Source organism: Psychrobacter sp. H7-1 (assembly GCF_904846585.1).
Classification (GTDB): Bacteria; Pseudomonadota; Gammaproteobacteria; order Pseudomonadales; family Moraxellaceae; genus Psychrobacter; species Psychrobacter raelei.
In genome coordinates this window covers 1-25,540 of record NZ_CAJHBH010000043.1, presented here as the reverse complement: position 1 = coordinate 25,540, position 25,540 = coordinate 1, and the positions used below count along the sequence as shown (strand labels likewise).

Sequence of the window (25,540 nt, the reverse complement as noted above, 5' to 3'; positions counted from 1 at the left end):
GATATCTTCTTAACGGCTTCAGCTTTAAATTCTGTGCTATAGGTTCTTATTTTCTTGACCATGATAAGCTCCGATTAATATGCTTAGTTTACCAAGTTTACTTGTACGGTTTCTTCAGCATAGCTCATTGAGTATAAAAGTCCTTTCTTTCTATTTTATTTAGATTAAAAAATTCATCAGTCGATAATAGATTCAATAGTTGCTTATTATCAAAATCTTTATAGTATTTTTGTCGCATATTATGCCTTAACTACAATCATGCCTTAAATCATAGAAAGATGCAGAGCGGTGGCTATATAAGGCATGAAATAATAGCCGTTCGGGTAATTACTCCTAGCCCTGCAATTTGGTTAACGGCTCTTAGCCATGGTTAGCTTGTTCAGTTTGCTTAAAATCAGGATAGATAATATTGTCAATCTTGCCAGCTCTGAGCCTGTCTAGATAATCAGCCCATTCATGCATCATTTTAGTTCTAACAGCTAGCCCCTCCATGCGGTTATAAGCCTTGCCGTATAAATCAGGAATTTTATGCCCAAGCTGTAACTCGGTGTAAATTTGCCCATAGCCTAAACGCTCAGTAAGCATAGTCTTAGCAGATGCTCTAAATCCATGGGGGCAGTGAATGCCTAAATAGCTATCCCCATCATTCATAAGGTCACTATTTAAAATATTATTAATCTCTCTAGGGTTGTGGTAACTGGCTTTCTTGCGTCTAGCATTATAAAAAACATATTCATTATCACCTGTAAGCTCTTTTAATTCTCTAAGAATGGCTAAGGCTTGCGGTGCTAGTGGTACTACTAGGCTAGGTTGCATGTCGCTTCTACTAGCCCCTTTTTGCTGCTCAAATTGCCAAGTTTTAGTTAGCCAGTTTATATCTGACCATTTCATAGCACATAAATCACCGACCCTAACAAATGTTAAAGCTAGTAGCTGTAATATACGTTTATTATAAAGCTGGCTAGTATCATCTAGCTGATCAATATCTTTTAATAGCTCAGCAAATTGGGTAGGCTCTGTTATAGCTGGCATGTTGCGAGCTTTAGGCATTGGGAATAAACCTTTTAGGTTAGCAGCTGGGTTATATTCTATTAGCATACTAGTTAAAGGTATCTGAAGTATTGAAACTAGCAAGGCTAGCACTCTGACCGCTTTATAAGGTCTAACCTTGTAAATTGTATTGATAAAGTTATATATAGTTTGAGTATCTAATTGAGTTATTGGTATATGCCCTAGTTGCTCTATAATAGGCTGTGTTAATCTATCATTGCTCTTATGTGTAGCAGGGGCTAAACCTCTTTTGCTTTCCTTATAAAGCCACTCAGTAACAAAGTGATTAAGCGTATTTTTACGTTCAGTTAGCTTCTTTTGCTTTTCTGCATCTCTATTCTCTATAGGGTCTATACCTTTAGCCAGTAGGCTATCATTATCCTTATGATAACTCTTAGCATCAGCAAGGCTAAGGGCTGGGTATTGTCCTAAAGTCATGTAAGGGCGTTTGCCTGTAATGGGGTGGGTGTAACGGTGTCTGAAGTCTGTAGTAGCATCTGAACCATTCTTATGCGGTCTAATGCGTACCTCTAAACCTTTAAACCCTGCTATAGGGTGGCTAATAGTCTTTTGAGCTTTGATAGCTTCTTTAATAGCCTTTTGAATTTGAGAGTCTAATTTTATTTCAATTTTAGCCATGCCTAACCCCTCAGTTGGTAGCCAAACTGGTAGCCAGTTTTATATCTGGTAGCCACCTTGGTAGCCATTTATTATGCTTTATATTATAGCATAATGTTGTATGTTGTTAGATATAGTATAGCTGTATCTGCCTATTATCAAGGGGTTTGGCAGTATTGATGGTTATTTCAGTTGCATGGTGTTAGGTTGTGTTAAAGCGTGTTTTATGAAAAACGTGACACCAGATGTCGTGTTTTTTTGTGGCTGTGATAAAAGGTTAGGGGCGTTGGGTCAAGAAGTGCGATAATACCTGAATTGGTATTTATAACCGTCTGTTTTGAAAGTGGTTTTTGTTATATTTGAGGGAAGTATTCGTGGATTTTATGATTTTGGGCATCATGGTGGTGGTGGCTTTAGTAATTGTACTAAGTATGCTGGGTCAGCGCCGCCATGACCAACAAAAAAGTCAGGCCAAGCCAGTCAAAGGCGACGAGCTGGCCATCTGGCCCTTTGAGCCGATGCCTATTATGACAGACACAGAGGTACTGTTCTTTGCCAAATTACAAAAGGCTGTCCCTGAATATCATATTTTTAGCCAAGTGCAGTTGTCACGTATTATTGCGCCCAGTGATGACGCGGGCCGTGATAAAAACTTTTGGTTCAACCGTATCTGCCGTCAAAGTGTGGACTATGTCTTGGTGGACCGAGATGCGCAAACCACGCTATTGGCCATTGAGCTTGATGATTGGACTCATGACAGTCCAGCGCGGGTTAAGGCAGATGAAAAAAAGGACAAGGCATTGGCCAGTGCTGGTATTCCAATTTTAAGATTTCATGCTGAGCGTATGCCTAGTGTGCCTATTATTCGTCATGATATTGAAGCGGTTATTAGTAAGTACAGCCGTTGATGCTAAAAGAAGACAGTCAGTCCCTTCGCCACCTTACACCATTTTATTAACGTAGCTTATACATATATAACCAAATCTAAACAGGCACTTTAAACACGGTTCGTTACTATATCTAAAGCTAGGATTTAAAGTTTTAAAACAAAAAGCATTTATGAAAGCGTTAAGGTGACAGTTAAAGACAACAAATAAAGAGAATAGACCTTTAAAATTAACGTGTTTTTAATTGGAATCAATGCCTGTTGTCTATGCCTTTTGGATTAAATACGATAACAATTACACACCCAGCAAGGATATAATAATGAAAGATAATATTGATCATAAAGACCCAGCTACCCAAATGAATCCCGCTGTCGGTGAAGGCGGTGAAACGCATCAAAGAGCTGATAAAGACGGTGCGGTATTAACCACCCAGCAAGGTGTGGCCATATCAGATAATCAAAACTCATTAAAAGCAGGACCACGTGGGCCTTCCTTATTAGAAGACTTCATTTTACGAGAAAAAATTACCCATTTTGACCATGAGCGTATTCCAGAGCGTATTGTGCATGCACGCGGTTCAGGGGCGCATGGCTATTTTGAATTAACCGAGTCGCTAGAAGACTACACCACTGCAAAAATATTAACTAAAACGGGTAAACAGACGCCTTTATTTACCCGCTTCTCAACTGTGGCTGGTAACAAAGGCTCAAAAGATACGCCACGTGATGTGCGCGGCTTTGCAGTCAAAATCTACACCGAAGAGGGTAACTGGGATATTGTGGGTAATAATATGCCCATTTTCTTTATTCAAGATGCCATTAAGTTCCCCGATTTAATTCATGCAGTAAAACCTGAGCCAGATCGCGGCTTCCCCCAAGCAGCGTCTGCACATGACACTTTTTGGGATTTTGTGTCATTGAGTCCAGAGACCATGCACAACTTGATTTGGCTGATGAGTGACCGTGCCATTCCACGTAGTTTACGTATGATGGAAGGCTTTGGTATTCACTCCTATCGCTTGATCAACAAAGAGGGTAAGAGCACCTTTGTTCGTTTTCATTGGAAGCCAAAGTTAGGCGTGCAGTCTTTGACTTGGGATGAGGCCGTTAAAATCTCAGGCGCAGACCCTGATTATAATCGCCGTGACTTATTTGAAGCCATTGAAGCAGGCGACTATCCTGAATGGGAGTTTGGTGTTCAATTATTCACAGAAGAAGAAGCAAGTCAGTTCCCATTTGACCACTTAGATGCAACTAAATTAATTCCAGAAGAACTGGTACCGGTGAAAATCGTCGGTAAGATGGTCTTAAACCGTTATCCAGATAACTTCTTTGCAGAAACTGAGCAAGTGGCATTTTGTCCTTCACATCTACCGCCTGGTATCGACTTTAGTAATGACCCATTATTACAAGGCCGTCTGTTTAGCTATCTAGATACTCAGCTGTCGCGTCTGGGGTCACCTAACTTTGCGCAACTGCCCATTAATGCACCAAAATGTCCGTTTGCTAACATGCAGCAAGATGGTCATATGCAGATGCAAGTGCCTAAAGGCCGCGTGATGTATGAGCCACAAAGCTTAGATCCAAGTAAGCCTCGTGAAAGCGAAAAACAGGGCTTTAGCTCATTCCCAGAGCAATTAGATGATGGCGTTAAAGGCCGTGTGCGTAGCGAAAGCTTTGCAGACCACTACAGTCAGCCACGTATGTTCTATCGTAGCCAGACGCCGGCAGAACAGGCGCATATTGCCTCAGCTTTTGCCTTTGAGCTGGGTAAAGTAGATACCGCTCACGTCCGTACTCGTATGCTGGGTCATTTAATTAATATTGATGAAGACTTGGCAAACCGAGTAGCCACAGCACTGGGCATGGAGTTACCCAAAGCGCCTGAGCCACGTGCGCCCATTCAAGACCTACCTAAATCGCCTGCTGTGCAAACCATAGGTCTTAGTCCCAAAACCTTGCAAGGCCGTCAAATTGGCATCTTAGTCGGTGAAGGCTCAAGCAAAGATCAGATTGGTAAGTTTGAAAAAGCGGCCAAAGCGGCTGGCGCCACAGTTAAGATAGTCGCTCCAAGTAAAGAGGCGTTACTTGATGACGGTACCCGCATTCAAGCCGATGAGCGTATCGCTGGGGCACCTTCTGTGTTATTTGATGCGGTAGTAAGTATCATCATGCCTGATGTTGCCAAAAAGCTTGCTAAAGATAGCTCAGCGCTAGATTGGTTCAATGATGCTTATAATCACTGTAAAGCGATTGCCTACTGCCCAGCTACCGAGAAGCACATCTTAAGTAAACTTCCCGTTGAAAAAGATGAGTTTGTTACCCCATTAGATGAGGTAGATGCCTTTATCGAAAACGCAAAAACCCGTCTGTGGGAGCGTGAGCCCAAGGTGCGTGATTTAGCCTAAACAGCTCATTTGAGACCGAAGTTACTTACCCAATGATGGCCCAAATATGCAGTATGCATGTTTGGGCTTTTTGTTGTAAAACTTATCGGTCAGCTTGGCCACTTAAAATCGTAGACCAAGCAGTTTACTATACAGCCTGCTTTTTCGATTGGATTTATAAGAAAATCATGAGTTTACAACAGATCGTTGGTATCAAAGGCTATATTCAGACCACCTACCTTGCCGTTTATCCTGACAAATTGCTGCTATTAGATGCCGGTTGTCGAGCCGATGTAGATACTATTTTATCTTATATCACCGATACCCTACAGCGGCCCATACACCAGCTAAAGACAGTGGTAGTCACTCACATGCACCCCGACCATGCAGGCGGCGCTGCAATATTAAGACAAAAGACAGGCTGTCAGATTGTTACCTCAGCCAAAGCTGCTACGTGGTACAAAGGCTTGAGTGGGCGCAAGCAGCATTTAAAAGACTTGGCCTTGACCTATTATGTGGCCAGCCGCCGAGCAAAGCCGCTTATTAATCAGTGGTACAATCCAGTCGTGTCTGCTGATGTGATTGCCGAAGAAGGCGATAGAGTAGTGGGCTTTGAAGATTGGGTCATTTTACAAACGCCTGGGCACACCAGTTGTGACATATCGCTGTGGCATCCCGATACCAAGCAAGCTTACACCGGAGATTTGGTTTTAAAGATCAATAACAAATTGGTCTCGCCCTTGGTGATTCATTTCCCCGATTTATATAAAGCCTCGTTGAGCAAGGTGCAAAACTTGGCGCTAGATACGCTTATCTTGGCACATGATGGCAAGGTGGCGATTGGTGCAGCAGATTTTGATCAATTAATCGCTAAAGTACCTGATCAGCCTCGAGATATGAAGCTACTTGATGTACTAGGTATTAGATGGCCTAAAGGCGTTGGTAAGGTAGTAAAAAGGCTAGGCGCATCCTTATAGGGTGCTTGTAATACGGCGATATGACAACAGTTATCCTATGCCTACATCTGCAGCCTAAATGTTCTGCCTAAACACCGCTGAAGCTATCAAGGGTAATAGCGGGCAACACCCTATAAAAATATACAAAATTCAGGCGCAACGTAGGCGCAAAGAAAAACCCCGATAAATCTGATTTATCGGGGTTTTTAAATTTGGTGGGCCGACCGCGACTCGAACGCGGGACCAATTGATTAAAAGTCAACTGCTCTACCAACTGAGCTATCGGCCCTAAAGAGGTGTTCGCTCTAAAGGTGAAGTGGGGTATGCCCCAAGCCTCTTTCTACATTAAGGATAAGTGTTGCCCCTTAATGAGAGTGGCATATTATACGTATAAAAATTGATAATGCAAGCAAAAAATTAATCTAAATGAAAACTCTATCAAAAAGTTAATTTTTAATAGCGGTTATCGAAAAATACGCAAACCTACCAAGTTAAATAAAAATCCCGATTAACCAGCGGGGTTGAATCGGGATTTTCGAATTTGGTGGGCCGACCGCGACTCGAACGCGGGACCAATTGATTAAAAGTCAACTGCTCTACCAACTGAGCTATCGGCCCTAAATAGTGTCTCAAAGCTAAGCTTTTTAACGCTATAGGTAACGTTAGTGGGTTACTGTATCCCCTTAACGTGAGAGCACATTATACGCCTCAAAAATGAGAATGCAACCCTAAATATTAATTTTTTCACATTTTTTTTGATTAATCTGCTTTTATGCACTGTGGTTGGCTTTTTTTGGGTTTAATCACGTGACAAAGCTTCCACAGGGTTAAGCTTGGCCGCATTGCGTGCTGGTAAGAAGCCAAATACCACACCAATAAGAGTAGAGCAGATAAAGGCGGCAACAATAGAGGTTGGAGAGTATATGACGCTAAAGCTGTCTGAGCCTAAGCTGTTAATCGCCTCACCAATCATAAAGGCCAATAATACCCCGAGCGCACCGCCAAGCACACACACCAGTACCGCTTCAATCAAAAACTGTTGCATGATATCGCTTTGGCGGGCGCCTACCGCCATGCGCACGCCGATCTCATTGGTACGCTCAGTCACCGACACCAGCATGATATTCATCACGCCAATACCACCGACCACTAACGAGATAATAGCAATAGATGAGATGAGCAGTGTCATGGTGTTGGTGGTGGATTCAATGGTCTGACGGATAGAGTCTGAATTACGGGTTCTAAAGTCATCGGCACCATGGCGACCTTCAATAAGATCTGAGATGGCAGATTCGGCGGCACTGGTTGAGATTTGATTGTCGATAAGTACCACGAAACGGTCAATATGTTCGCCACCCACGATACGCGACATCATCGTGGTATAAGGCATATAAATCGTTGGGCTGTCACTTGAGGGACTAAAGCCGCCCTCATTAGGCTCAAGTACCCCAATGACTCGGCCTGGGACATTGCCAATGAGGACCACTTGACCAATGGGATTATCAACATCTGCAAAGAAGGTTTTTTTGGCATTGTCATCGATAATAATGTCTTGGGTACGTAACGCGATACTTTGTTCATCGAAGCCTTGACCAAGTGCCAGCTTCTCGCCTGTAACTTCCAAATAGCCTTCACCCACACCACTGATGCTGGCTGATTCTTGAATATTTCGATAGCGCACACTGGCGCTGGCATCTAACTGCGGGCTCACACTAACCACGTAAGGCTGATTGGCCACAGCCTTGGCATCATCGGGCGTCAGATTATCATCATTATAGCGCCGTCTGGGGTCGCCATAGGGGTAGCCATCGATGACAGTAATGGTATTGGTACCAAGAGAGCTAATGTTGGATAAGATTTGCTGCTGTGAGCCTTGACCTAGACCGACTACAGATACCACAGAGGCGATACCAATAATAATACCCAGCATGGTCAATAACGTGCGCATTTTATGAGCACGCATGGCCAGTACAGACATTCTAAAGGCTTCAGATAAACGGTCGATAAAGGAGCCTAAACGGCTTTTTTGTTTTTTATGCAGCTCAGATGAGCTTTGTGCTGAGGCATTAGATAAGCTTGGTTGATTATGTGAGCTATGAGTGTGATCGCTATCGATGCCCTTTGAGCGGTTAAAATGCTCATTGCGATAATCAGCAATAATATGACCATCTTTTAACTCAATGACCCGCTCAGCTTGATCCGCAATAGAGGGGTCATGCGTCACCATAATAACGGTATGACCTTGCTCATTTAAATCACGTAAGATTTGCAGCACATCTTTACCTGACTTACTGTCGAGAGCACCGGTCGGCTCATCGGCTAGGATAATATCCCCGCCGTTCATCAGTGCCCGTGCCACAGAGACCCGCTGCTGCTGACCACCTGAAAGCTGACTGGGGCGGTTATGAATCTTATCGCCTAAGCCAAGATCAGTCAGCAGCTTCTCGGCACGTTGGGCACGCACTTGGTTGTCCATGCCGGCATAAACTGCAGGCACGGCCACGTTATCACGGGCGTCAATATCGCCTAACAAATGATAGCGCTGAAAGATAAAGCCAAAATGCTCACGGCGTAGTTTGGCCAGTTCATCGGCATCGAGCTGTTTGACTGATTTACCAAAGATAAGATAATCGCCAGCAGTGGCTTTGTCTAAGCAGCCTAAGATATTCATTAAGGTCGATTTGCCTGAGCCGGATTGACCAATAATGGCCACCATCTCACCTTGATAAATGGTCAGGTCTAAGCCATGTAAGATGCGAATGGTTTGCTCGCCGGCGGCAAACTCACGTATCAGATTGGACACCTGCATGATAGGCACAGCACCTGGCTTAGGCTTAGGTGTGCTCACGTGTGAGGTCGGGTCAGCGGGTGGTAGCTGGGATGTCATCATAGCTAAATCTTCAGTCTAAGCGGTCATACCCTAAGTCAATTTAAAAGATAAAATTAACAGGTAATGTGAAATACGTTGGCAAGACAGTCAGTGGGTTATCCACGCATATCTTGCCGCTTTGCGCCGAATATGGCTTACGCTTATCGGCGCATTTTATGGCAGATAATGGGCAGCAGCGGTGATAAACACCAAGCGCCTGAGTCGATCATTACATGCCAGGTGGGCGACTACGTTGGCCTTTGCCACTGTCCTTGGCGCCTGAGTTTTCACCAATAATGACCGTCTCTCCTTGTTTTAGGCCGCTTAAAATCTGGGCGTTGACTCGGTTATCAATACCTACTTTGACCGCACGATTTTCTACACTACCATCGGCATTAAGCACGCGCACATAGGGACCTTTGACTGGTGCTGGAGCGGCTGAAGCTGGCTTATTGTTGCCGCCTGCGCCAGATCTAGATCTTGCTGCCCCAGAAGCGCCTTTGTTAGGGCCTTTTTTGATCGCAGCAGAGGGTACAAGCAAGGTATTGGTGGCCTTATCAATGATCACATAGACCTGTGCGGTCATATCAATACGAAAACGACGCTCGGGGTTAGGTACTTCAATATAACCAACATAGTAAATCGCCGAGTCGGTGGAGCTGGTATCACTGATTTGTTCCGGTGCAGGCTCAACGGCAGTTAAGATCGCATCGTATTTTTTGTCCGGATCACCGATGGTATTAAAGTACACAGGCATACCGGCTTTTACGTTAATGACATCTGCCTCTGAGATTTGCGCATTAATACGGACGGTTGATAAGTCGGCTAATTTGACGATGGTGGGTGCCGCTTGATTGGCATTTACCGTTGTACCTTGTTCAGTGACCACAGCCACGACGGTGCCATCCATGGGTGCACGAATGGTGGTGTAGCCTAAGTCTGTACTGGCAGTGTCTAAGTTGGTTTGGGCTTTTCGCACGTCAGCTTCACTGCTTGCGATATTGGACTGAGCGGTAATGAGTGCCGCTTGGGCGGTTTTAATAGCTGCTTTTGCGGCGGCTACACTGGCTTGAGCTTTTTCGACAGTGGTACGGGCATTCTCCACCTCTTGCTGACTGATAGCATCCATCGCAAGTAGTGGACGTAGTCTGGCATAATCAGATTGAGCCTGTTTTAAGTCTGCCTCTCGGCTGGCAAGATCGGCCTGGGCACTCTCTAATCCTGCTTTGCGACTATAGTAGTCTGCTTGAGCACTTTGAAGCGCGGCGCGGCCTTGCTCTAAGGTGGCCTGCTGATTTGAAAGATTGTTCTTTTGAGTGACTTGGTCGATTTGGGCAATTAAGTCGCCTTTTTTGACCTCATCACCCACATCCACAAATAGCTTAGTCACTTCACCTGAGACCTGGGCACCTACATCTACTGTATTCAAGGCTTTGACCTTGCCTGATGCCATGACGTTATTTTCAACATCACCCATCTCAGCGGTGGCAGTAATATAATTGGTTTCTTCTTGTTTGGGTTTAAATTTGTTATAAGCTAAGACAGCCAAAGCGAGCGCAATAAGGGCAATAATGGTCCATTTAATAACAGACTTTCGAGTTTTTTGATTGGAAATGAAGGCCATAACACAGTCCGGAACCAGATTTTAAAAGGATTACTAAATTTTAAATAACCTAATATAGCGCACTGGTCAAAAAAGACCATGGCATTAAGTTTAAGAAAGGTTACAGCATAAACATGTCTGAATAATAGGTAAACTATTATCCAGAATAAGTTGTACATTGAATATATCAGATTGAGGACATAAAGGAGGTAAACAAGGAAGGTGTATCAAAGATAGAGGGTATGATAATGTTAACGTACAAATCCTCAGGATTTATGATAACTAATGTTTCAAGCAAACAACCGAACGCCGGTTACCCGCAAGGCAGCTTGTAAAATTAGCTCCCAAGCTGGCTGACGCACCAAGCCTTTAACTGCTTTGTCACATTGATACAAGATATCCGGCCAATCTGCAATACTGTGTAAGCTTTGGCGACGACAAGCAGAGTGATATAACGATTGCTTGCTGCTCCAAATCCCTAGGCTTTGTGCATCTTGCCCGCTCATAAGCTGCATGATAAGGCGCATATCTTTGCTGATGGCCCACAATACCAAAGGCGTAGGTTCTTCAGTAGATTTTAACTGCTCAATAATTTTGACCACTTGTGCTGCATTACCGGCCAGCATGGCATCCGACAAATCAAAGACACTGTACTGAGCGTCACTGACCAGCGCGCTTTGTAATGCCTCGACATCTATGGTAATCAGAGGCGGGGCAGGGGTATTTTGAGCATTCAATTCGCCCTCTGCTTGGGACGGAATTTGCGGTGAGAATAAATAAGATAAGCGCCAAAGGGCTTGATAAGCGCTGAGCAGATGATGCTCTGTTTGCATCATTAAAAACTGCCACGCTTCTGGCACCAAAGCTAAGCCAAAGCGATGAGCGTGAATCTGCAACAGTTGCTGGCGCTGATTTTCATTGTATAAGTTGCAATCGATAACATGACCTAATTGAGCAAATGGCTGATACCACTTGCTCGATTTGGCTCGGTTATCGACTTTGGCGGTGAGCCATAACACGCTGTTTGGGTTATTACCTGTGTTGGCATCAGTGGCAAAAGCAGTCAGTTCGTCTTGCACCGACTTATCTGGCTTGTGATTGCCAGTGACGATAATCGCCGTAGCGTCATCGAATAATGACAAACTATTAAGCTCGCTTAACGCCTCTTGCCACGTTTTGGCAGAGACCAGTTCAACGCGTTTGACCACTAAGCTTTGAGCCTGCCAAATAATACGCATGGCATCAATGAGCCACTGCTGTAACAGGGGCTCATCACCATGCCCCAACCACAGTCCGGTGGGCCGGATGTTGCTAGGTAGCAAAAGCTTAGGATAAACGTTTAAAAAGGTATCTTGCATGGCTTAAGGGACAAGCTCGGCATTAGTACTAGCATCAGATTTTGGGGCGACTACCAAAGGCTTAGGGTTTTGTTTAGCGCTCGCTTCAGGCGCTACCCTAGGTAGGCTTAAGGCCACATATTGATCTGCAATACGCTGAGATAAGTTGTCATACAGCCAATCTTGAATTTGAGCACCTTGCTTGTCCTCAATACTCACAGAGGCCTCATCGAACTGATAAGTACGCTCTACCTGCACCTTGTTTTTGACAATCATGGGTGCGCTTGAAGCGCCATCGCTATTATTCAAGGTCTCGTAGATGACATCGGCTGATAACACCAGACGTACCTCGGTCAGTACCCCGACCAGCTCATAACGTTTAAGCTGTACGTTACTGACCTTAATGGTCGAGGTATAAAGCTGATTACTGCTATTGATCTGGCGGCCAATATCATCGACCACATTGATACCCACAGCATTCAAGCGCTGCTTTAAGGGGCGCTTGATACGAAAGCTTACGATATCATCTTCATTGATATTAAGCACTGTACTACCCACTGAGTAGGCCATAGGTGCATCGTAGCCACGCAGATGAAAGCCGCAACTGCTGAGCAAAAGCGGTGAGCCCAGCAGTACAGCAGTGATAAGCATAGTGGATAGACCACGATGCTTATCACTTTGCTTGTGAGTTGGGGCTGTTACCAAATGAGTCATGAGTTAACCTGCCACTACAATGTTGACCAGCTTATTGGGCACCACGATTTCTTTTTTGATGTCGCCTGTTAAGTATTTGGCCACACTCTCAATCGCTTTGGCTTGAGCTTTTAGTGACTCAGCATCAGTGCCTGGTGCTACTTCCATCTTACCTCGTACTTTACCGTTGACCTGAACTACCATGGTGATGGTGTCTTGTATTAAGGCGGCGCTATCGGCTTCAGGGTAGCGTAGGCGAGTGGTATCTACGCCTAGTTTTTCAAGTAAATGCTCACCAATATGCGGTGCATAGACTGATAATAGGGTTAATAAGGTGACTAAGGCTTCATGTTGTACTGCCAAAGTGTGCTCATTAATTTGTTGGTTTTTGCTGATAAAAGTGCCAATTTCATTGGCCAATTCCATTAAGCTTGAAACCGGCGTGTTCAATGACAGGCGCTCACCCAAGTCATTATCAATCTTAGTAATTACTTCGTGTGTCTTACGGCGAAGGCCTTTGGCTAGGCTGTCTAATTGACTGGCATCAATGCTCGAAGCAGCTGGCAAATTGGCGACTTGTAGGCCTAACTCTTGGGTGGCTTCTAGGTGCGACTGTGTCTCACGCCAGACTTTTTTCAAGAAGTTGTAAGGGCCTTTTAATGAGTCATCTGACCACTCAAGAGTTTGATCGGCAGGGGCGGCAAATAAGGTGTATAGACGCACGGTGTCGGCCCCATACTGATCAATGGTGGTTTGAGGGTCTACGCCGTTGTTTTTCGACTTTGACATCTTCTCAATTTTACCAATGGTCACCGGCTGATCGTCAGCTTTTAAAATAGCCTGAGTGGGCTGGCCACGATCATCATAGCTGATTTCTACATCATCAGCGAAGTAGTAGGTCTTGCCCCCTTCAGGATTGTCACGATACAAAGTACCCGCCAATACCATGCCTTGGGTCAGCAGGTTTTTGAAAGGCTCATCGCCTGAGACCAAGCCCTCATCACGCATAAGCTTATGATAGAAGCGGGCATATAATAGGTGCATAACCGCGTGCTCAACGCCGCCCACATACTGATCTACCGGCAGCCACTTATCTGCAGCAGCTTTTTCGACCATTTGGGTGTCGTCGTTGGGGCTGGCAAAGCGTGCATAGTACCAGCTTGATTCCATAAAGGTATCGAAGGTATCGGTCTCACGCTCAGCAGGGCCACCACATTTTGGACACGTGGTATTCACAAATTCAGGGATGTTTTTTAATGGGTTACCACGGCCATCAGGCACAACATCGGTAGGCAGCTTAATCGGCAGATCAGCTTCGTCCACCGGCACGTTGCCACAATATTCACAGTTAATCATTGGAATTGGGCAGCCCCAGTAGCGCTGACGAGACACGCCCCAGTCGCGCAGACGGTACTGAATCTTACGAGCGGCCAGCTTTTGTGGCTCAAGTTTGGCCAACATTGCTTCAAATGAGCCGTCAAAATCCAAACCATCAAACTCACCTGAGTTGACCAAAGTCCCACGTTCAGTATAAGCGCCTTCGTGGTCTTCAGGTGTTTTGATAACAGTTTTGATTGGTAGGTTGTATTTGTTGGCAAACTCGAAATCACGCTCATCATGAGCAGGAACTGCCATCACCGCACCTGAGCCATAGCTCATAAGCACATAGTTGGCTACCCATACCGGCACTTCTTCACCGGTCAAGGGGTGAGTAACAGTCAGGCCAGTATCCATACCGATTTTTTCAGCTTTGGCAAGGTCGGCTTCTGCCACAGAGCCTTTTTTGCACAGCTCACAAAACTCAGCAATTTTCGGATCTTTTTCAGCAGCTAATTTGGCCAAACGGTGCTCAGCGGCTACCGCCACGTAAGTCACACCCATCAATGTATCGGGACGAGTGGTGAACACATCTAACGTGCTGATGTCATCGCTGTTTTTGTAAGGGAAATGCACCTCCATACCTTGGCTGCGACCAATCCAGTTGCGCTGCATAGTAATCACATCGCTTGGCCACTGGCCTTCAAGCTTGTCTAGATCATCTAGTAGCTCATCGGCATAGTCGGTAATCTTGAAGTAATACATAGGAATGTCGCGCTTTTCAACCGGCGCACCACTGCGCCAGCCTTTGCCATCAACCACTTGTTCATTGGCTAATACTGTGTTGTCGACGGGATCCCAGTTTACTGTGGCCAATTTTTTGTATACTAAGCCTTTTTTGTATAGTTGTAAGAAGAACCACTGCTCCCAGCGATAATACTCAGGGGTGCACGTAGCAAACTCACGTGACCAGTCAATTGATAGACCCAAAGTCTTTAACTGGGCGCGCATGTTATCAATGTTGGAGAAGGTCCATTTAGCAGGCGCAACTTGGTTGGCAATGGCGGCATTTTCAGCAGGCATACCAAAGGCATCCCAGCCCATAGGCTGTAGAACCTGATCGCCTTTTAGACGGTAGTAACGGCTTAATACATCTGAGATGGTGTAATTACGCACATGTCCCATGTGTAGCTTGCCACTTGGATAGGGAAACATAGAAAGCATGTAGCGGGTGTTGGCATCTTTACTGATGTCGTTGCTCACCTCGAAGCGTTTGTCAGCCGCCCACTTGGCTTGCTGCTCAGCTTCAATGGCTTGAGGGTGATAATGGTTTGGGTTGTTTTGTTCAGGTGCTGTAGTGCTCATAATAGGCTCTAGGTTAGATGTTTTTTATGAAGGTTTTGAGAATTAATAATAAGCAAAAATAGATACGCTAGAATAGCGCAAATTGACCAAAATTGCGATGGTAAGCGCCAATTTTAACCGGATATTGGCTTTGTGAGCTATGAAGTATTAAGCTTATGCCACCCTTAACCCTAATTTTGAGTGTTTGCAATTAAAGGTTGCAAGTCAAGCCCCTTTATTTTTAACATCACTGTATCGCATTAACACTTTAAAGGAGAGCCTTATGGCCATTGTTATTTATGGTATCAAAGCCTGCAGTACTATGAAAAAGGCATTTAGCAAACTTGATGATCTGGGCGTTGCTTATGAGTTTCATGATTATAAAAAACAAGGCATTGATAACGCCACTGTGCAGCGCTGGGTGAATGAGCTGGGTATCGATAAAGTCCTTAATAAACGCGGCACCACTTGGCGCAAGCTCTTTGATGAACAAAAATTGGCAGCCGATGCCAGTACTGAGGCAGCCATTGAGCTATTAATAGACAACACCAGTATGATTAAACGCCCCATTGTCGAGGGGAAGCATAACGGGCAGTCTGTATTATTGTGCGGTTTTAATGACGCTGAGTTTGAGGCAGCCTTTAATTAATAGGCACTCAAGCGTAGCTTTTATCTGTCTACACGCGCTAAGTAAGTCACAAAAAAGACGCAGTCTAAGGATGCGTCTTTTTTACAGTGATACCCTTTTACAGTCATAACTTATTACAGTGAGACCAAGGCTAAATTAGCTGAGCGCCGCCCCTAAGTCGCGGCTAATAAGGGTACCGACCCCCTCATTGGTAAAGATTTCAAGCAATGTGGCGTTGGGCACACGACCATCGACAATAACCGCACTTTTTACGCCGCCGCGTACCGCATCTAACGCGCACTGAATCTTAGGAATCATGCCGCCTGAAATAGTACCATCTTCAATCATTTCATCGACCTTTTTGGGGGTAAGTCCGGTGACTACGTTGCCAGATTTGTCCATGACGCCTTTAATGTTGGTCAGCAGCATCAGCTTCTCAGCCTGCAAAAACTCAGCCACTTTGCCCGCCACAAGATCGGCATTAATGTTGTAGCTGTTGCCCTCGCTATCTACGCCGATAGGGGCAATCACTGGAATAAAGTTTGAGCCAATCAGCATCATGATCACATCTTTATTAACGCTCACCACCTCACCGACGAAGCCTAAGTCAATGTCACTGGTTTGGCCATTAGCATCGGTTGTGCTCATCAGTAGCTTTTTGGCACGGATTAAGTTGGCATCTTTTCCGGTTAAACCAATAGCGCGCCCGCCATGCTTGTTAATTAGACTCACAATAGATTTGTTTACACTGCCGCCAAGTACCATCTCTACCACATCCATGGTCGACTTGTTGGTGACGCGCATGCCATCGATACGGTCCGATTGACGGCCCAATTCTTTAAGTAGATTGTCCACTTGTGGACCACCGCCGTGCACCACCACCGGATGTAGCCCCACTGTTTTTAGCAGCACCACATCACGCGCAAATGAGCTTTCAAGCTCGGGGTCAGTCATGGCATTGCCGCCATATTTCACCACAATGATTTTATCTTCAAATCGCTGAATGTATGGTAGGGCGGTAGTTAAGACTTCAGCAGTGGTTTTGGCTTGAGCAAGATTTAATGACATGATTGACTCGTCTGGGTTGTGAGTGAAAGATAAATCGTGGTTAGGGTTAGTTTAGGACTTTATCTGAATGTTGGCTACCTGCTTGGCCAAATCATCATTAATAAAGTGACACAATTTAACAAAGTAGCCTTGCACGCTTTTTAAATCAGATAGGGAGTCGCCTGCGAAGCGTACGGTTAAGCTGTTACTGGTATTGGAGGGTCTAATAATCCCAAATCCATGCGCAAAATCTAGACGCAAGCCATCAATACAGGTCAACTGCGCACCTTTAGGCAGCTCAATGCTTTGGCTGAGCTTATCGCAAAGAGCCATCAGCTTATTTAATAAGGGCGTATTTTGCTGTAGCGGTGACGCTTCATAGGCATCAAGAGGCAAATACACATCTGGGGTGCTGACCATGGGCGGCAGAGTTTTAAGAATATCAGTTAACTGAGCTGGCTTGGCGTGTTGCGCTTGATATTGTAGCCAATTAAGTAGGCGCAGCGCTGCATACATGGCATCATCATGTAATAAAAAATAGCCGTCATTGAATAAAAAATGTCCCGACAATTCACCGGCAAATAAGATGGGTGCGTGGTCAGGATTATTGTCTTGTTTGGTCTGAAGCGTACGGCGCAAGATACTGCTGCCGGTCTTACTCATTTGCGGCACAGCTCCTAGTGCTGTGATAAGCCGCGGCATGTGATGGGTACATTTAACATCAAACAGTACGATAGGTGCAGGTGCATTTAGGCAGGCTTCAACAGGTTGGTGGTCTTCGATAGAGACGCGCGCCAACAGATATAACAGATGGTCTGGCGCCAAGCAGTGACCTTGATTGTCCACCACCATCAGCCGATCCCCATCACCATCAAAAGCCAAACCTAAGTCAGCTTGATGTTCAATCACCGCCTGACTTAATTCGGTAAGGCGCTTATCCTCCATAGGATCAGGGTTGCCCTTAGGGAAGTCCCCATCTGGAGTTTTATTGATTAAAATAATATCGCACAACCTCTGATGTGGCTCAAAAAAAGCGGCGACATAGGGGCCAGTGGCACCATTTAAGCTATCGATAACCACCTTAAGGCGGTCAGGCGTTTTTTGGCTAAGCGAATGCTGCACTAACGCTAAGCTGCGAAACTTACGTATGTTGTCAAGGGCGATGGCTGCGCTATTGGCATAAGTGTGTCCCACTTGGTTGGGCGCAATGACTTTGGGGGTAGCAGCTGGGTTTGTGCTCGTAGCTGTGCTAGCATCGGCCGGCTGTTGAGAGATTAAGCGCTGGTACAGCATTTGTATCCTCTCATAGCTGGGCGACTCGCCTGAGATTAGCCATTTAATACCCAAGATATGACCCTCAGAATGACTGGCTGTGACAATAAGCCCATGGCCTTGGTATCTATTGGCCCAAAACGCCATGATAGGTGTGGTCACAAGTCCCAGCCAAATCACCTCGATGCCTCGCTCGCATAAGCTTTGCACAAACTGCTCGGCAATACTTTTGCTGCCATGACGCACATCATAGCCTATGACCACCTGGCGCGCCTGGGCAGTTTCGGCTAAATCCTGAGCAAAGGCGAGGCCCAGTGCTTTAACAAAATCTGGGGTAAATAAAGCAGCATTACCACGGATATCGTAAGCTTTAAATAAGGCTCGCTGTGCTAAAAATGAGGTCTTGGGCAAAAGGGACGGCTCCAACAGAATTGCTTTTCTGTCTCATCATCTTATATTTTTTTAACAAATACAAATAAAACTGGCTTACTGACGACCCGAATGACCAAAGCCGCCGGCACCACGAGCACTTAATTCATTAAATTCTTCGACCACTTGAAAGCTTGGACGTACTACGGGCACTACCATGTATTGCGCCATACGCTCAGCAGGATTGAGTACAAAATCTGTATCGCTGCGATTCCATACACTCACCATCAGCTCCCCTTGATAATCGGCATCAATTAGGCCCACAAGATTGCCCAAAACGATACCGTGCTTATGACCTAAGCCTGAGCGTGGTAGGATAATACCGGCATAATTGGGGTCAGCGATATAGATGGCCATACCGGTACCAATTAATTTAGTTTCGCCCGCTTTAATGGTAATAGGCTCATCGATACAAGCACGTAAGTCGATACCGGCTGAGCCATCGGTGGCACGAGTAGGCATAGGAAAATTAGCATCAGTACCAATTTTTGGGTTTAAAATTTTAACTTGTACAGCGTTCATAACTTATCCGTTATCTATTTTATGTTTGGGTAATTTGCCTATGGCGGCACTGAGCAGTTGAGTTAAAGCGCAATTAGTCTAATCTATAGACACAAAAAAGCAACCCTAACATAGAGGGGCTTAGCCTGATATGAATGGGCGTATAATATGACAGAGCTTAAAAAGGCAGTTGGCTTATAAAATAAGCAAGCTGGCCAGTCCTAAGAACGACATAAAGCCGACAATGTCAGTGACTGTGGTTAAGATAACTGAGGCTGAGAGCGCAGGGTCAATATCTAAGCGCTTTAAAAATAGCGGAATGCCAATCCCTGCTACATTGGCAGCAGTCATATTAATGGCAATGGCGCAGCCGATAACCAAGCTAATCTTAGGGTCATGGAACCAAAGCTGAGCGATAGCGGCCATAATCACCGCCCAAATGACCCCGTTAATAGCGCCCACCCACAGCTCTTTATTCATTAGCCATAAGCGGTTTGAGCCCCCGATTTGGCCCATGGCTAGGCCGCGGATAACCACAGTGAGGGTTTGGCTACCAGAGATCCCGCCCATACTGGCCACTACCGGCATCAATACCGCCAAAGCAACGACTTGCGCCAATACTTCTTCAAATTGCCCGATCACCGCAGCAGCAAGCAGCGCAGTTAATAAGTTAATCCCCAACCAAACGCTACGGCTTTTGGCACTGCGCAAAATAGGGGCAAACAGCTCTTCGTCATCACTCACACCCGCTAAGTGCTTCATGGTGCTGTCGACATCATCTTGAATAATCTCCATGATGTCCTCGGCATTAAGCTGACCGACCAATTCACCAAAGCTATTAACCACGGGTGCATAGCGGATATCTGAGGAGCGAAATACTGCAGCAGCATCTTGAATGTCCATTCGGTCATTGATGGTGATGGCTGGATCAATCCACTGCTCAACTAAAGATTGCTGCGGATATTTAATTAAATCCACCAAGCTTAATAAGCCTAACAACTGATGGCTGGCATCGACCACGATAAGTTCTTGGGTTTCATCATCGAGCAGGTCCTCATCTTGACGCAGCCAGTTTTGGACTTCCTCAAGCGTAATATTGCCTTGAATCTGAATGGTATCGGGGTCCATATAGTCACCGACTTCATACTCTTCATAGGTATTTAGCTGGCTGACTTGCTGGCGAATTTCCTCATCAAGATTAGACATCACCTCCGAGCGCACCTTGTCATCAACGGTATCTAGAATCTCAGCAATGTCTTGAGCATCTAGATCTTCAGCAAGCGTCTCAATTTCTTCTGCTTGCATGTTTTCCATCAAGGAGGGGCGAATGTCATCGACCACTTCAGCCAGTACCTGGCCTTTAAGATCAACAGGCACTTGCTCCCAAATCAATTGGCGCGAGTCGTGAGGGAAGGATTCTAATAGACTGGCAATTTCATACTCAGACTGGTCGTTTAAGAACTCAGCCATGGTAGACAAATCTTTGTCTGCCACCAGCCTCTGTAGATAAATCAGCTTATCTTCAGCACGATCATAGCTCTCTGGTAGGGTATCTTGTTTGACGGGGTTCTCGCTTTGACTGGTCATAGGTGCCCTTAGATTGCTTGATGAGGTGGGAGAGGGATGGTATACCGTTTTTATTGGGCTTTATAAAGACAAAGTATCTATATAGGATAAGCCTGTTAAAACTGTAAAAACAAAAATGACAGGAGTGCATCCTGCCATTTTTGGTTTATTTTACTAATATTTTTAGGGTTTTGCATGGCCAATCTGTGATTTGATGTCAGTCTGACGTCATCACCTGCCTGCTATTGGTTTTTTCTTTTTAGCAGCGCCTTAATATTAGACATATACTCATTGGCCACCACAGTAGGATCACGCTCAGCCTTTTTCTTTTTGGCATTGGCGGGCCAGTCTAAATGCTCCTCAGGCAGCTCTTCTAAAAAGCGGCTTTGGGTCGTAGTGCGCATTTGACCACCACCACGGCGCTGTGCAGCCAAGGTTAGGGTTAGCTCACGGCGGGCACGGGTGATGCCGACGTACATCAAGCGGCGCTCCTCCTCAATGGTCTCAGCAATGATAGAGTTGCGGTGGGGCAGCAGCTCTTCCTCAAGCCCCATAATATACACGAAGTCAAACTCTAGCCCTTTGGCAGCATGCAGGGTCATGAGGTTTACTTTGTTGGTGTTCTCTTCTTCTTGCTGCTGCTCGAGCATGTCTAGTAATACCAATTTGCGAATTACCGCATCAATGGTTTTGTCATCGTCATCTTCTGCACGGTTGATAAGTGCTTGGATACTGGTGTAGAGCACTTCAATATTGTCTAGGCGCCCTTTTTCCTGATGCGGCGTTTTTGAGTCGCTGCGCACAAAGTCAATATAACCGGTCTCATCAATCATTTGACGCACCAAAGGCACCGGATCTGGGTGCTGATCCAGCTCACGGGTATAGTGCTCGATAAAGTCACCAAACTCTTTTAAAGTACTATAAGCCTTAATGGGCAATACATGTGATAAGCCGCCATGGGTACAAGAGGCCAATAAAGAGATGCTGTGCTCTTGAGAGAACAGTCCCAACTTCTCTAGTGTGGCTGGGCCCAGACCACGTTTGGGCGTATTCACAATGCGCAAAAAGGCACTGTCATCTTCTGGGTTTAAAATAAGGCGCAAATAACCCATCACATCTTTAATCTCGCTACGGGCGAAGAAAGATTGGCCGCCTGAGAGCTTATAAGGTATCTGTAATTGACGCAGCTGCGCCTCTAACATACGTGCCTGAAAGTTACTGCGGTACAAGACGGCATACTGCTCCCATTCATTACCATGGCGCAATTTGTGAGTAATAATCTCTTTGGCCACGCGCTCTGATTCATCATCATCGTTGCGGCAGTTAATAATACGAATTTTCTCGCCTTGCCCTTTATCCGACCACAGCGCTTTTTCAAACAAATGCTCGTTGTTCATAATGACGGTGTTGGCAGCATTCAAAATACGGTTGGTCGAGCGGTAGTTTTGCTCAAGCTTAATCACTTTAAGCTTAGGGAAATCCTCTTTTAATAGCGCCATGTTCTCGGGACGGGCGCCGCGCCAAGCATAAATAGATTGGTCATCATCACCCACCACAGTAAACTTGCCAGTTGGGCCGACAATCAGTTTAATCAATTCGTACTGAGCAGTATTGGTATCTTGATACTCATCCACCAGCAGATATCTAATTCGGTTCTGCCACTTGTCGCGCAGCTGGGGGTTTTCACGTAAGATTTTGGCTGGCAACACAATCAAGTCATCGAAATCAACGGCGTTATAAGCCCGCAGATTGCGCTCATATAAGGCATAAAGCGTGGCAAAAATCATATCCTCAGGATCATCGAGGGTCTCCATTGCTTTATCCGGCTCAATAAGATCATTCTTCCAGTCTGAAATAAACTTAATTGCTTTGCCGACCAATTCACGACTCTCAGCACCCGATAAGTTATCACGCATCATCAACTCCATCAGCAGCCGCTTACTGTCATCGGCATCCATGATAGAGAAGTTGCCTTTGAGAGGCGTGTGCAGCAGCTCATAACGCAAAAACTGCAACCCAAATTGGTGGAACGTAGACACAGTTAGACCGCGGGTCTTCTCTTTTGGCATCAGTGAGGTGACACGCGCCTTCATTTCACGCGCAGCCTTATTGGTAAAGGTCACTGCAGTAATGCGTTCAGCAGGTATATTGCACTGCTCGATGAGATAAGCAATTTTTCGGGTAATAACCGATGTTTTACCTGAGCCTGCACCCGCTAAAACGAGGAGGGGACCGGACACATAAGTCATGGCCTCTTGTTGTTTGGGGTTAAGCTTACTCATGGTGCACCTTTTTATTGTCTTATCACTAGAGGGGACTGCCGACTCAATGGGCAGACTGGTTATTATAGGGGTTCAATATGAAATCACAACTGCTTTGAGACCCGCTACAACAGCTATCCCCCAAATGCAGAGCAAGGATTTTGGCATTAGCAGGCTAAATACCCTTTTATAAGTTTTAGCAACTACTTTATAAATTTTAGCAACCACTATAAATGTCTAAAAAGCGACTATAAAGTCGAAATTTTTATCAAAATAACCTTACTAGTTATGCGGATATGTAATATAATAAAACCATGACGTTAGAGTAGAGAAACAATCTAACGCTTGGCTTTCAATGAAGAGACGCATTGATATATTTAATAAATTGAGCATTTTACCCAGCACTTAAACAACATAAGTTGAGGACACGATGATTAAACGTCAAGCATTACTTTTAGCTGCCCTAGCTGCTACTTTAGGCATGAGCTCTGCAATGGCAGAAACAGCAGGCACTTGGACCGTGGGTGTGGGTGCAGCATATGTAGATCCAGAAAGTAATAATGGTACTCTTTTAAATGGTGCTCTTAAAACTGAAGTAGATACAGACGTACGTCCAACCATCACCGGTGAGTACTTTGTCGCCGATAACGTTGGTGTTGAGTTATTAGCTGCTATTCCGTTTCATCATGATATCGATCTAAAAGCGGCAGACGGTAGCGTCATTAAAGCCAAAACTCAGCAGTTACCACCCACGTTATCACTACAGTATCACTTTGATAACTTGAACAGCAATGTTAAGCCTTTTATTGGTGTGGGTGCCAACTACACCACCTTCTTTAAAGAAAGAATTAGTATGCCAAACGCTGATTTAGAAATTAAAGACAGCTGGGGTGTGGCAGGTCATGTCGGTGTTGATTTTAAAATCAATCCTACTGATGCGGTACGTATCGATGCCCGTTATATTGATCTTGAGCCAGACGTAAAACTAAACAATGATGATATCGGTAAAGTGAAGATCAATCCATGGGTATATGGCATCTCTTACGTACAACGTTTCTAATCTAGCCTGTCTAGCTTATTAATAAAGTTGGCTTAAAATAAGCCGCCTGAAATAAAAACCCCCGTATCCAATCAGATACGGGGGTTTTTTACATCAAATCAAAACTACTTATTTTAAAGCGTTGAGCTGTTTGGCAGCTTCTAGCGCAAAATAAGTTAAGATGCCATCAGCGCCTGCCCGCCTAAAGCCCATTAATGACTCTAAAATAACCGAATCGGTAAGCCAGCCGTTTTGAATGGCCGCCATATGCATCGCATATTCACCCGATACTTGATAAGCGAAAGTAGGGACGCCAAAGGTATCTTTTACCTCACGTATCAAATCTAAATATGGCTGACCGGGTTTAATCATTACCATATCAGCGCCCTCATTGATGTCCATTGCTACTTCATGCAAGGCTTCCGCGCGGTTACCAAAGTCCATTTGATACTGCTTCTTATGACCGCCTTTTAGATTGCCAGCACTGCCTACAGCGTCACGGAAAGGGCCATAATAAGCAGACGCGTATTTGGCAGAATAAGCCATAAGTGCTGTATTCACAAAGCCTTCTTCTTCCAATGCTTCACGCATAGCCAGTATACGGCCATCCATCATATCACTTGGTGAGATGATATCTGCACCAGCACGGGCGTGTGCCAGTGTTTGCTCAACCAGAACCTCCACAGTTTCATCATTGACCACATAGCCTGACTCATCTAATAGGCCATCTTGACCATGGGTGGTATAAGGGTCTAATGCCACATCGGTCATCACCACCATCTCAGGCACTTCTTTTTTTAGTGCCCGTACGGCACGGCAAGTTAAGCCATCTGGATTAGCCGCTTCACGGCCATCTTCTGTCTTCAAGCTGGCATCGATAACAGGGAAGATATCTACGGTAGTGACTCCCTCAGCCAATAACTCTTTGGCATATTGCACCAGCAGATCAATAGATAAACGATCCACACCTGGCATACTGGCCACAGCTTCACGCTGGTTTTCACCTTCTAAGACGAAAACAGGGGCAATGAGATGTTTGGGATGCAGCTCAACTTCACGAATCATGGCTCGCACATTGTCATGGACGCGTAAGCGGCGTAAGCGGGTATGAGGAAAAGTGCGATTAAATGTATAACTCATAATAAGTCCTAATAACTTTAACGAATTAAGAAATGGGAGGGTAGGGTAGACATTAAGTGACCTAAAGTAGGTCTTTAGGGATCAAAAGCAGAATAAGGGTGTTATAGATCGTTGTTATATTTCTTAAATTAGCTATCCCAGTCGCTATTATAACGCAGCTGTCGGTATATTTTGGGTTCAAGAAATGATACAAGTTATGACCGAACGTTTATCAGACTATATAATGGGCGCAATTTTGTGAAAATTGAGGGTGTCATGAATAAAAACACGATTTTAGTCACTGTCGATCAATCTGTGCAACAGCACACGGCCAAACGACTAAAAAAGCAAGCTGTGCAAGACCAAGCACAGATACCTGCCAAGCTTAAAGCAGTGGATATACACGCTAAATCTGTTCAGACAGCCCCTTTAAATCGCAGACGTTTTTTGGAAATGACCGCGCTGGGCGGCTTAGGGCTGTTCTCGTATCATGCTATAGTAGAGCCTTTATAAAAGTGGTACAGTAGTTTTAAAATAAATGAAAAGTAAAAAGATTATGACTTATTCAGCAGACTTTCGAGCTCAAGTGATTAAAAGTGTCGAACAACAAGGCATGAG

Annotated in this window: 18 protein-coding genes and 2 tRNA genes; 6 read left to right on the top strand and 14 right to left on the bottom strand. The window is 45.1% G+C overall.

The window, feature by feature from the left end; translation table 11 throughout:
* Positions 1 to 360 precede the first annotated feature (360 nt).
* Complete coding sequence (locus JMX92_RS11130) at positions 361 to 1,689, bottom strand: tyrosine-type recombinase/integrase (protein ID WP_201545632.1); 1,329 nt, start codon at positions 1,687 to 1,689, stop codon at positions 361 to 363.
* 362 nt (positions 1,690 to 2,051) lie between these two features.
* Here JMX92_RS11130 and JMX92_RS11125 point away from each other — a divergent pair, with 362 nt between their 5' ends.
* From JMX92_RS11125 to JMX92_RS11115, 3 genes are all read left to right on the top strand, one after another.
* The gene (locus tag JMX92_RS11125; RefSeq protein WP_011961054.1) at positions 2,052 to 2,576 is read left to right on the top strand and encodes a DUF2726 domain-containing protein; all 525 of its coding nucleotides are present in this window, start codon (positions 2,052 to 2,054) and stop codon (positions 2,574 to 2,576) included.
* Between the two features lie 298 nt (positions 2,577 to 2,874).
* Positions 2,875 to 4,962, top strand: coding sequence for a catalase (locus tag JMX92_RS11120; RefSeq protein WP_011961053.1), 2,088 nt, complete (start codon positions 2,875 to 2,877; stop codon positions 4,960 to 4,962).
* 167 nt (positions 4,963 to 5,129) lie between these two features.
* On the top strand, positions 5,130 to 5,918 hold the full coding sequence (locus tag JMX92_RS11115; protein WP_201545630.1) for an MBL fold metallo-hydrolase: 789 nt from the start codon (positions 5,130 to 5,132) through the stop codon (positions 5,916 to 5,918).
* A 192-nt stretch (positions 5,919 to 6,110) separates the two neighbouring features.
* Here JMX92_RS11115 and JMX92_RS11110 read toward each other — a convergent pair.
* From JMX92_RS11110 to leuS, 7 genes are all read right to left on the bottom strand, one after another.
* Positions 6,111 to 6,186, bottom strand: a tRNA-Lys gene (locus JMX92_RS11110).
* Positions 6,187 to 6,439: 253 nt separating this feature from the next.
* A tRNA-Lys gene (locus JMX92_RS11105) sits at positions 6,440 to 6,515 on the bottom strand.
* 181 nt (positions 6,516 to 6,696) lie between these two features.
* Positions 6,697 to 8,706: a MacB family efflux pump subunit gene (locus JMX92_RS11100; RefSeq protein ID WP_201545634.1), complete on the bottom strand. Its 2,010-nt coding sequence runs from the start codon at positions 8,704 to 8,706 to the stop codon at positions 6,697 to 6,699.
* Positions 8,707 to 8,995: 289 nt separating this feature from the next.
* On the bottom strand, positions 8,996 to 10,390 hold the full coding sequence (locus tag JMX92_RS11095; protein ID WP_011961050.1) for an efflux RND transporter periplasmic adaptor subunit: 1,395 nt from the start codon (positions 10,388 to 10,390) through the stop codon (positions 8,996 to 8,998).
* Between the two features lie 269 nt (positions 10,391 to 10,659).
* Positions 10,660 to 11,727: a DNA polymerase III subunit delta gene (gene holA, locus JMX92_RS11090; protein ID WP_201545628.1), complete on the bottom strand. Its 1,068-nt coding sequence runs from the start codon at positions 11,725 to 11,727 to the stop codon at positions 10,660 to 10,662.
* Between the two features lie 3 nt (positions 11,728 to 11,730).
* Positions 11,731 to 12,420 carry a hypothetical protein gene (locus JMX92_RS11085; protein WP_201545626.1) on the bottom strand — a complete coding sequence of 230 codons (690 nt, stop codon included), beginning with the start codon at positions 12,418 to 12,420 and terminating at the stop codon, positions 11,731 to 11,733.
* A gap of 3 nt (positions 12,421 to 12,423) precedes the next feature.
* Positions 12,424 to 15,081, bottom strand: coding sequence for a leucine--tRNA ligase (gene leuS, locus JMX92_RS11080; RefSeq protein WP_201545624.1), 2,658 nt, complete (start codon positions 15,079 to 15,081; stop codon positions 12,424 to 12,426).
* Positions 15,082 to 15,343: 262 nt separating this feature from the next.
* On the opposite strand from leuS, the gene JMX92_RS11075 reads away from it, so the two are divergent.
* Positions 15,344 to 15,709 carry an arsenate reductase gene (locus JMX92_RS11075; protein ID WP_201545623.1) on the top strand — a complete coding sequence of 122 codons (366 nt, stop codon included), beginning with the start codon at positions 15,344 to 15,346 and terminating at the stop codon, positions 15,707 to 15,709.
* 135 nt (positions 15,710 to 15,844) lie between these two features.
* On the opposite strand, the gene argB is transcribed toward JMX92_RS11075, so the two are convergent.
* The 5 genes from argB to JMX92_RS11050 form a co-directional block, all read right to left on the bottom strand.
* Positions 15,845 to 16,756, bottom strand: a complete 912-nt coding sequence (gene argB / locus JMX92_RS11070) for an acetylglutamate kinase (RefSeq protein WP_011961045.1) — start codon at positions 16,754 to 16,756, stop codon at positions 15,845 to 15,847.
* 51 nt (positions 16,757 to 16,807) lie between these two features.
* A complete protein-coding gene (locus JMX92_RS11065) occupies positions 16,808 to 18,418 on the bottom strand; it encodes a phosphomannomutase/phosphoglucomutase (RefSeq protein ID WP_011961044.1) in 1,611 nt (536 codons plus the stop codon).
* Between the two features lie 75 nt (positions 18,419 to 18,493).
* Entirely contained in the window at positions 18,494 to 18,958 is a 465-nt protein-coding gene (gene dut / locus JMX92_RS11060; protein ID WP_011961043.1) for a dUTP diphosphatase, read from the bottom strand.
* 174 nt (positions 18,959 to 19,132) lie between these two features.
* Positions 19,133 to 20,524 carry a magnesium transporter gene (gene mgtE, locus JMX92_RS11055; protein ID WP_011961042.1) on the bottom strand — a complete coding sequence of 464 codons (1,392 nt, stop codon included), beginning with the start codon at positions 20,522 to 20,524 and terminating at the stop codon, positions 19,133 to 19,135.
* Between the two features lie 221 nt (positions 20,525 to 20,745).
* Positions 20,746 to 22,785: a UvrD-helicase domain-containing protein gene (locus JMX92_RS11050; protein ID WP_011961041.1), complete on the bottom strand. Its 2,040-nt coding sequence runs from the start codon at positions 22,783 to 22,785 to the stop codon at positions 20,746 to 20,748.
* Positions 22,786 to 23,194: 409 nt separating this feature from the next.
* Here JMX92_RS11050 and JMX92_RS11045 point away from each other — a divergent pair, with 409 nt between their 5' ends.
* Complete coding sequence (locus tag JMX92_RS11045) at positions 23,195 to 23,824, top strand: OmpW/AlkL family protein (RefSeq protein WP_201545620.1); 630 nt, start codon at positions 23,195 to 23,197, stop codon at positions 23,822 to 23,824.
* Between the two features lie 108 nt (positions 23,825 to 23,932).
* Here the strand turns inward: JMX92_RS11045 and hemB are convergent, their stop codons facing one another.
* Positions 23,933 to 24,943 carry a porphobilinogen synthase gene (hemB, locus tag JMX92_RS11040; RefSeq protein ID WP_155587642.1) on the bottom strand — a complete coding sequence of 337 codons (1,011 nt, stop codon included), beginning with the start codon at positions 24,941 to 24,943 and terminating at the stop codon, positions 23,933 to 23,935.
* A 255-nt stretch (positions 24,944 to 25,198) separates the two neighbouring features.
* Between hemB and JMX92_RS11035 the strand changes: the two genes are divergently transcribed.
* The gene (locus JMX92_RS11035; protein WP_201545617.1) at positions 25,199 to 25,435 is read left to right on the top strand and encodes a hypothetical protein; all 237 of its coding nucleotides are present in this window, start codon (positions 25,199 to 25,201) and stop codon (positions 25,433 to 25,435) included.
* Positions 25,436 to 25,540: the final 105 nt, after the last annotated feature.

What these genes read in the sequence shown, in the direction of transcription:
- mgtE (WP_011961042.1), bottom strand. Translation starts at nt 20,524, where the DNA reads ATGACCAGTCAAAGCGAGAACCCCGTCAAACAAGATACCCTACCAGAG.
- JMX92_RS11115 (WP_201545630.1), top strand. Translation starts at nt 5,130, where the DNA reads ATGAGTTTACAACAGATCGTTGGTATCAAAGGCTATATTCAGACCACC.
- JMX92_RS11120 (WP_011961053.1), top strand. Translation starts at nt 2,875, where the DNA reads ATGAAAGATAATATTGATCATAAAGACCCAGCTACCCAAATGAATCCC.
- hemB (WP_155587642.1), bottom strand. Translation starts at nt 24,943, where the DNA reads ATGAGTTATACATTTAATCGCACTTTTCCTCATACCCGCTTACGCCGC.
- JMX92_RS11100 (WP_201545634.1), bottom strand. Translation starts at nt 8,706, where the DNA reads ATGCAGGTGTCCAATCTGATACGTGAGTTTGCCGCCGGCGAGCAAACC.
- holA (WP_201545628.1), bottom strand. Translation starts at nt 11,727, where the DNA reads ATGCAAGATACCTTTTTAAACGTTTATCCTAAGCTTTTGCTACCTAGC.
- JMX92_RS11075 (WP_201545623.1), top strand. Translation starts at nt 15,344, where the DNA reads ATGGCCATTGTTATTTATGGTATCAAAGCCTGCAGTACTATGAAAAAG.
- argB (WP_011961045.1), bottom strand. Translation starts at nt 16,756, where the DNA reads ATGTCATTAAATCTTGCTCAAGCCAAAACCACTGCTGAAGTCTTAACT.
- JMX92_RS11050 (WP_011961041.1), bottom strand. Translation starts at nt 22,785, where the DNA reads ATGAGTAAGCTTAACCCCAAACAACAAGAGGCCATGACTTATGTGTCC.
- JMX92_RS11125 (WP_011961054.1), top strand. Translation starts at nt 2,052, where the DNA reads ATGATTTTGGGCATCATGGTGGTGGTGGCTTTAGTAATTGTACTAAGT.
- JMX92_RS11085 (WP_201545626.1), bottom strand. Translation starts at nt 12,420, where the DNA reads ATGACTCATTTGGTAACAGCCCCAACTCACAAGCAAAGTGATAAGCAT.
- leuS (WP_201545624.1), bottom strand. Translation starts at nt 15,081, where the DNA reads ATGAGCACTACAGCACCTGAACAAAACAACCCAAACCATTATCACCCT.
- JMX92_RS11035 (WP_201545617.1), top strand. Translation starts at nt 25,199, where the DNA reads ATGAATAAAAACACGATTTTAGTCACTGTCGATCAATCTGTGCAACAG.
- JMX92_RS11045 (WP_201545620.1), top strand. Translation starts at nt 23,195, where the DNA reads ATGATTAAACGTCAAGCATTACTTTTAGCTGCCCTAGCTGCTACTTTA.
- JMX92_RS11130 (WP_201545632.1), bottom strand. Translation starts at nt 1,689, where the DNA reads ATGGCTAAAATTGAAATAAAATTAGACTCTCAAATTCAAAAGGCTATT.
- JMX92_RS11095 (WP_011961050.1), bottom strand. Translation starts at nt 10,390, where the DNA reads ATGGCCTTCATTTCCAATCAAAAAACTCGAAAGTCTGTTATTAAATGG.
- dut (WP_011961043.1), bottom strand. Translation starts at nt 18,958, where the DNA reads ATGAACGCTGTACAAGTTAAAATTTTAAACCCAAAAATTGGTACTGAT.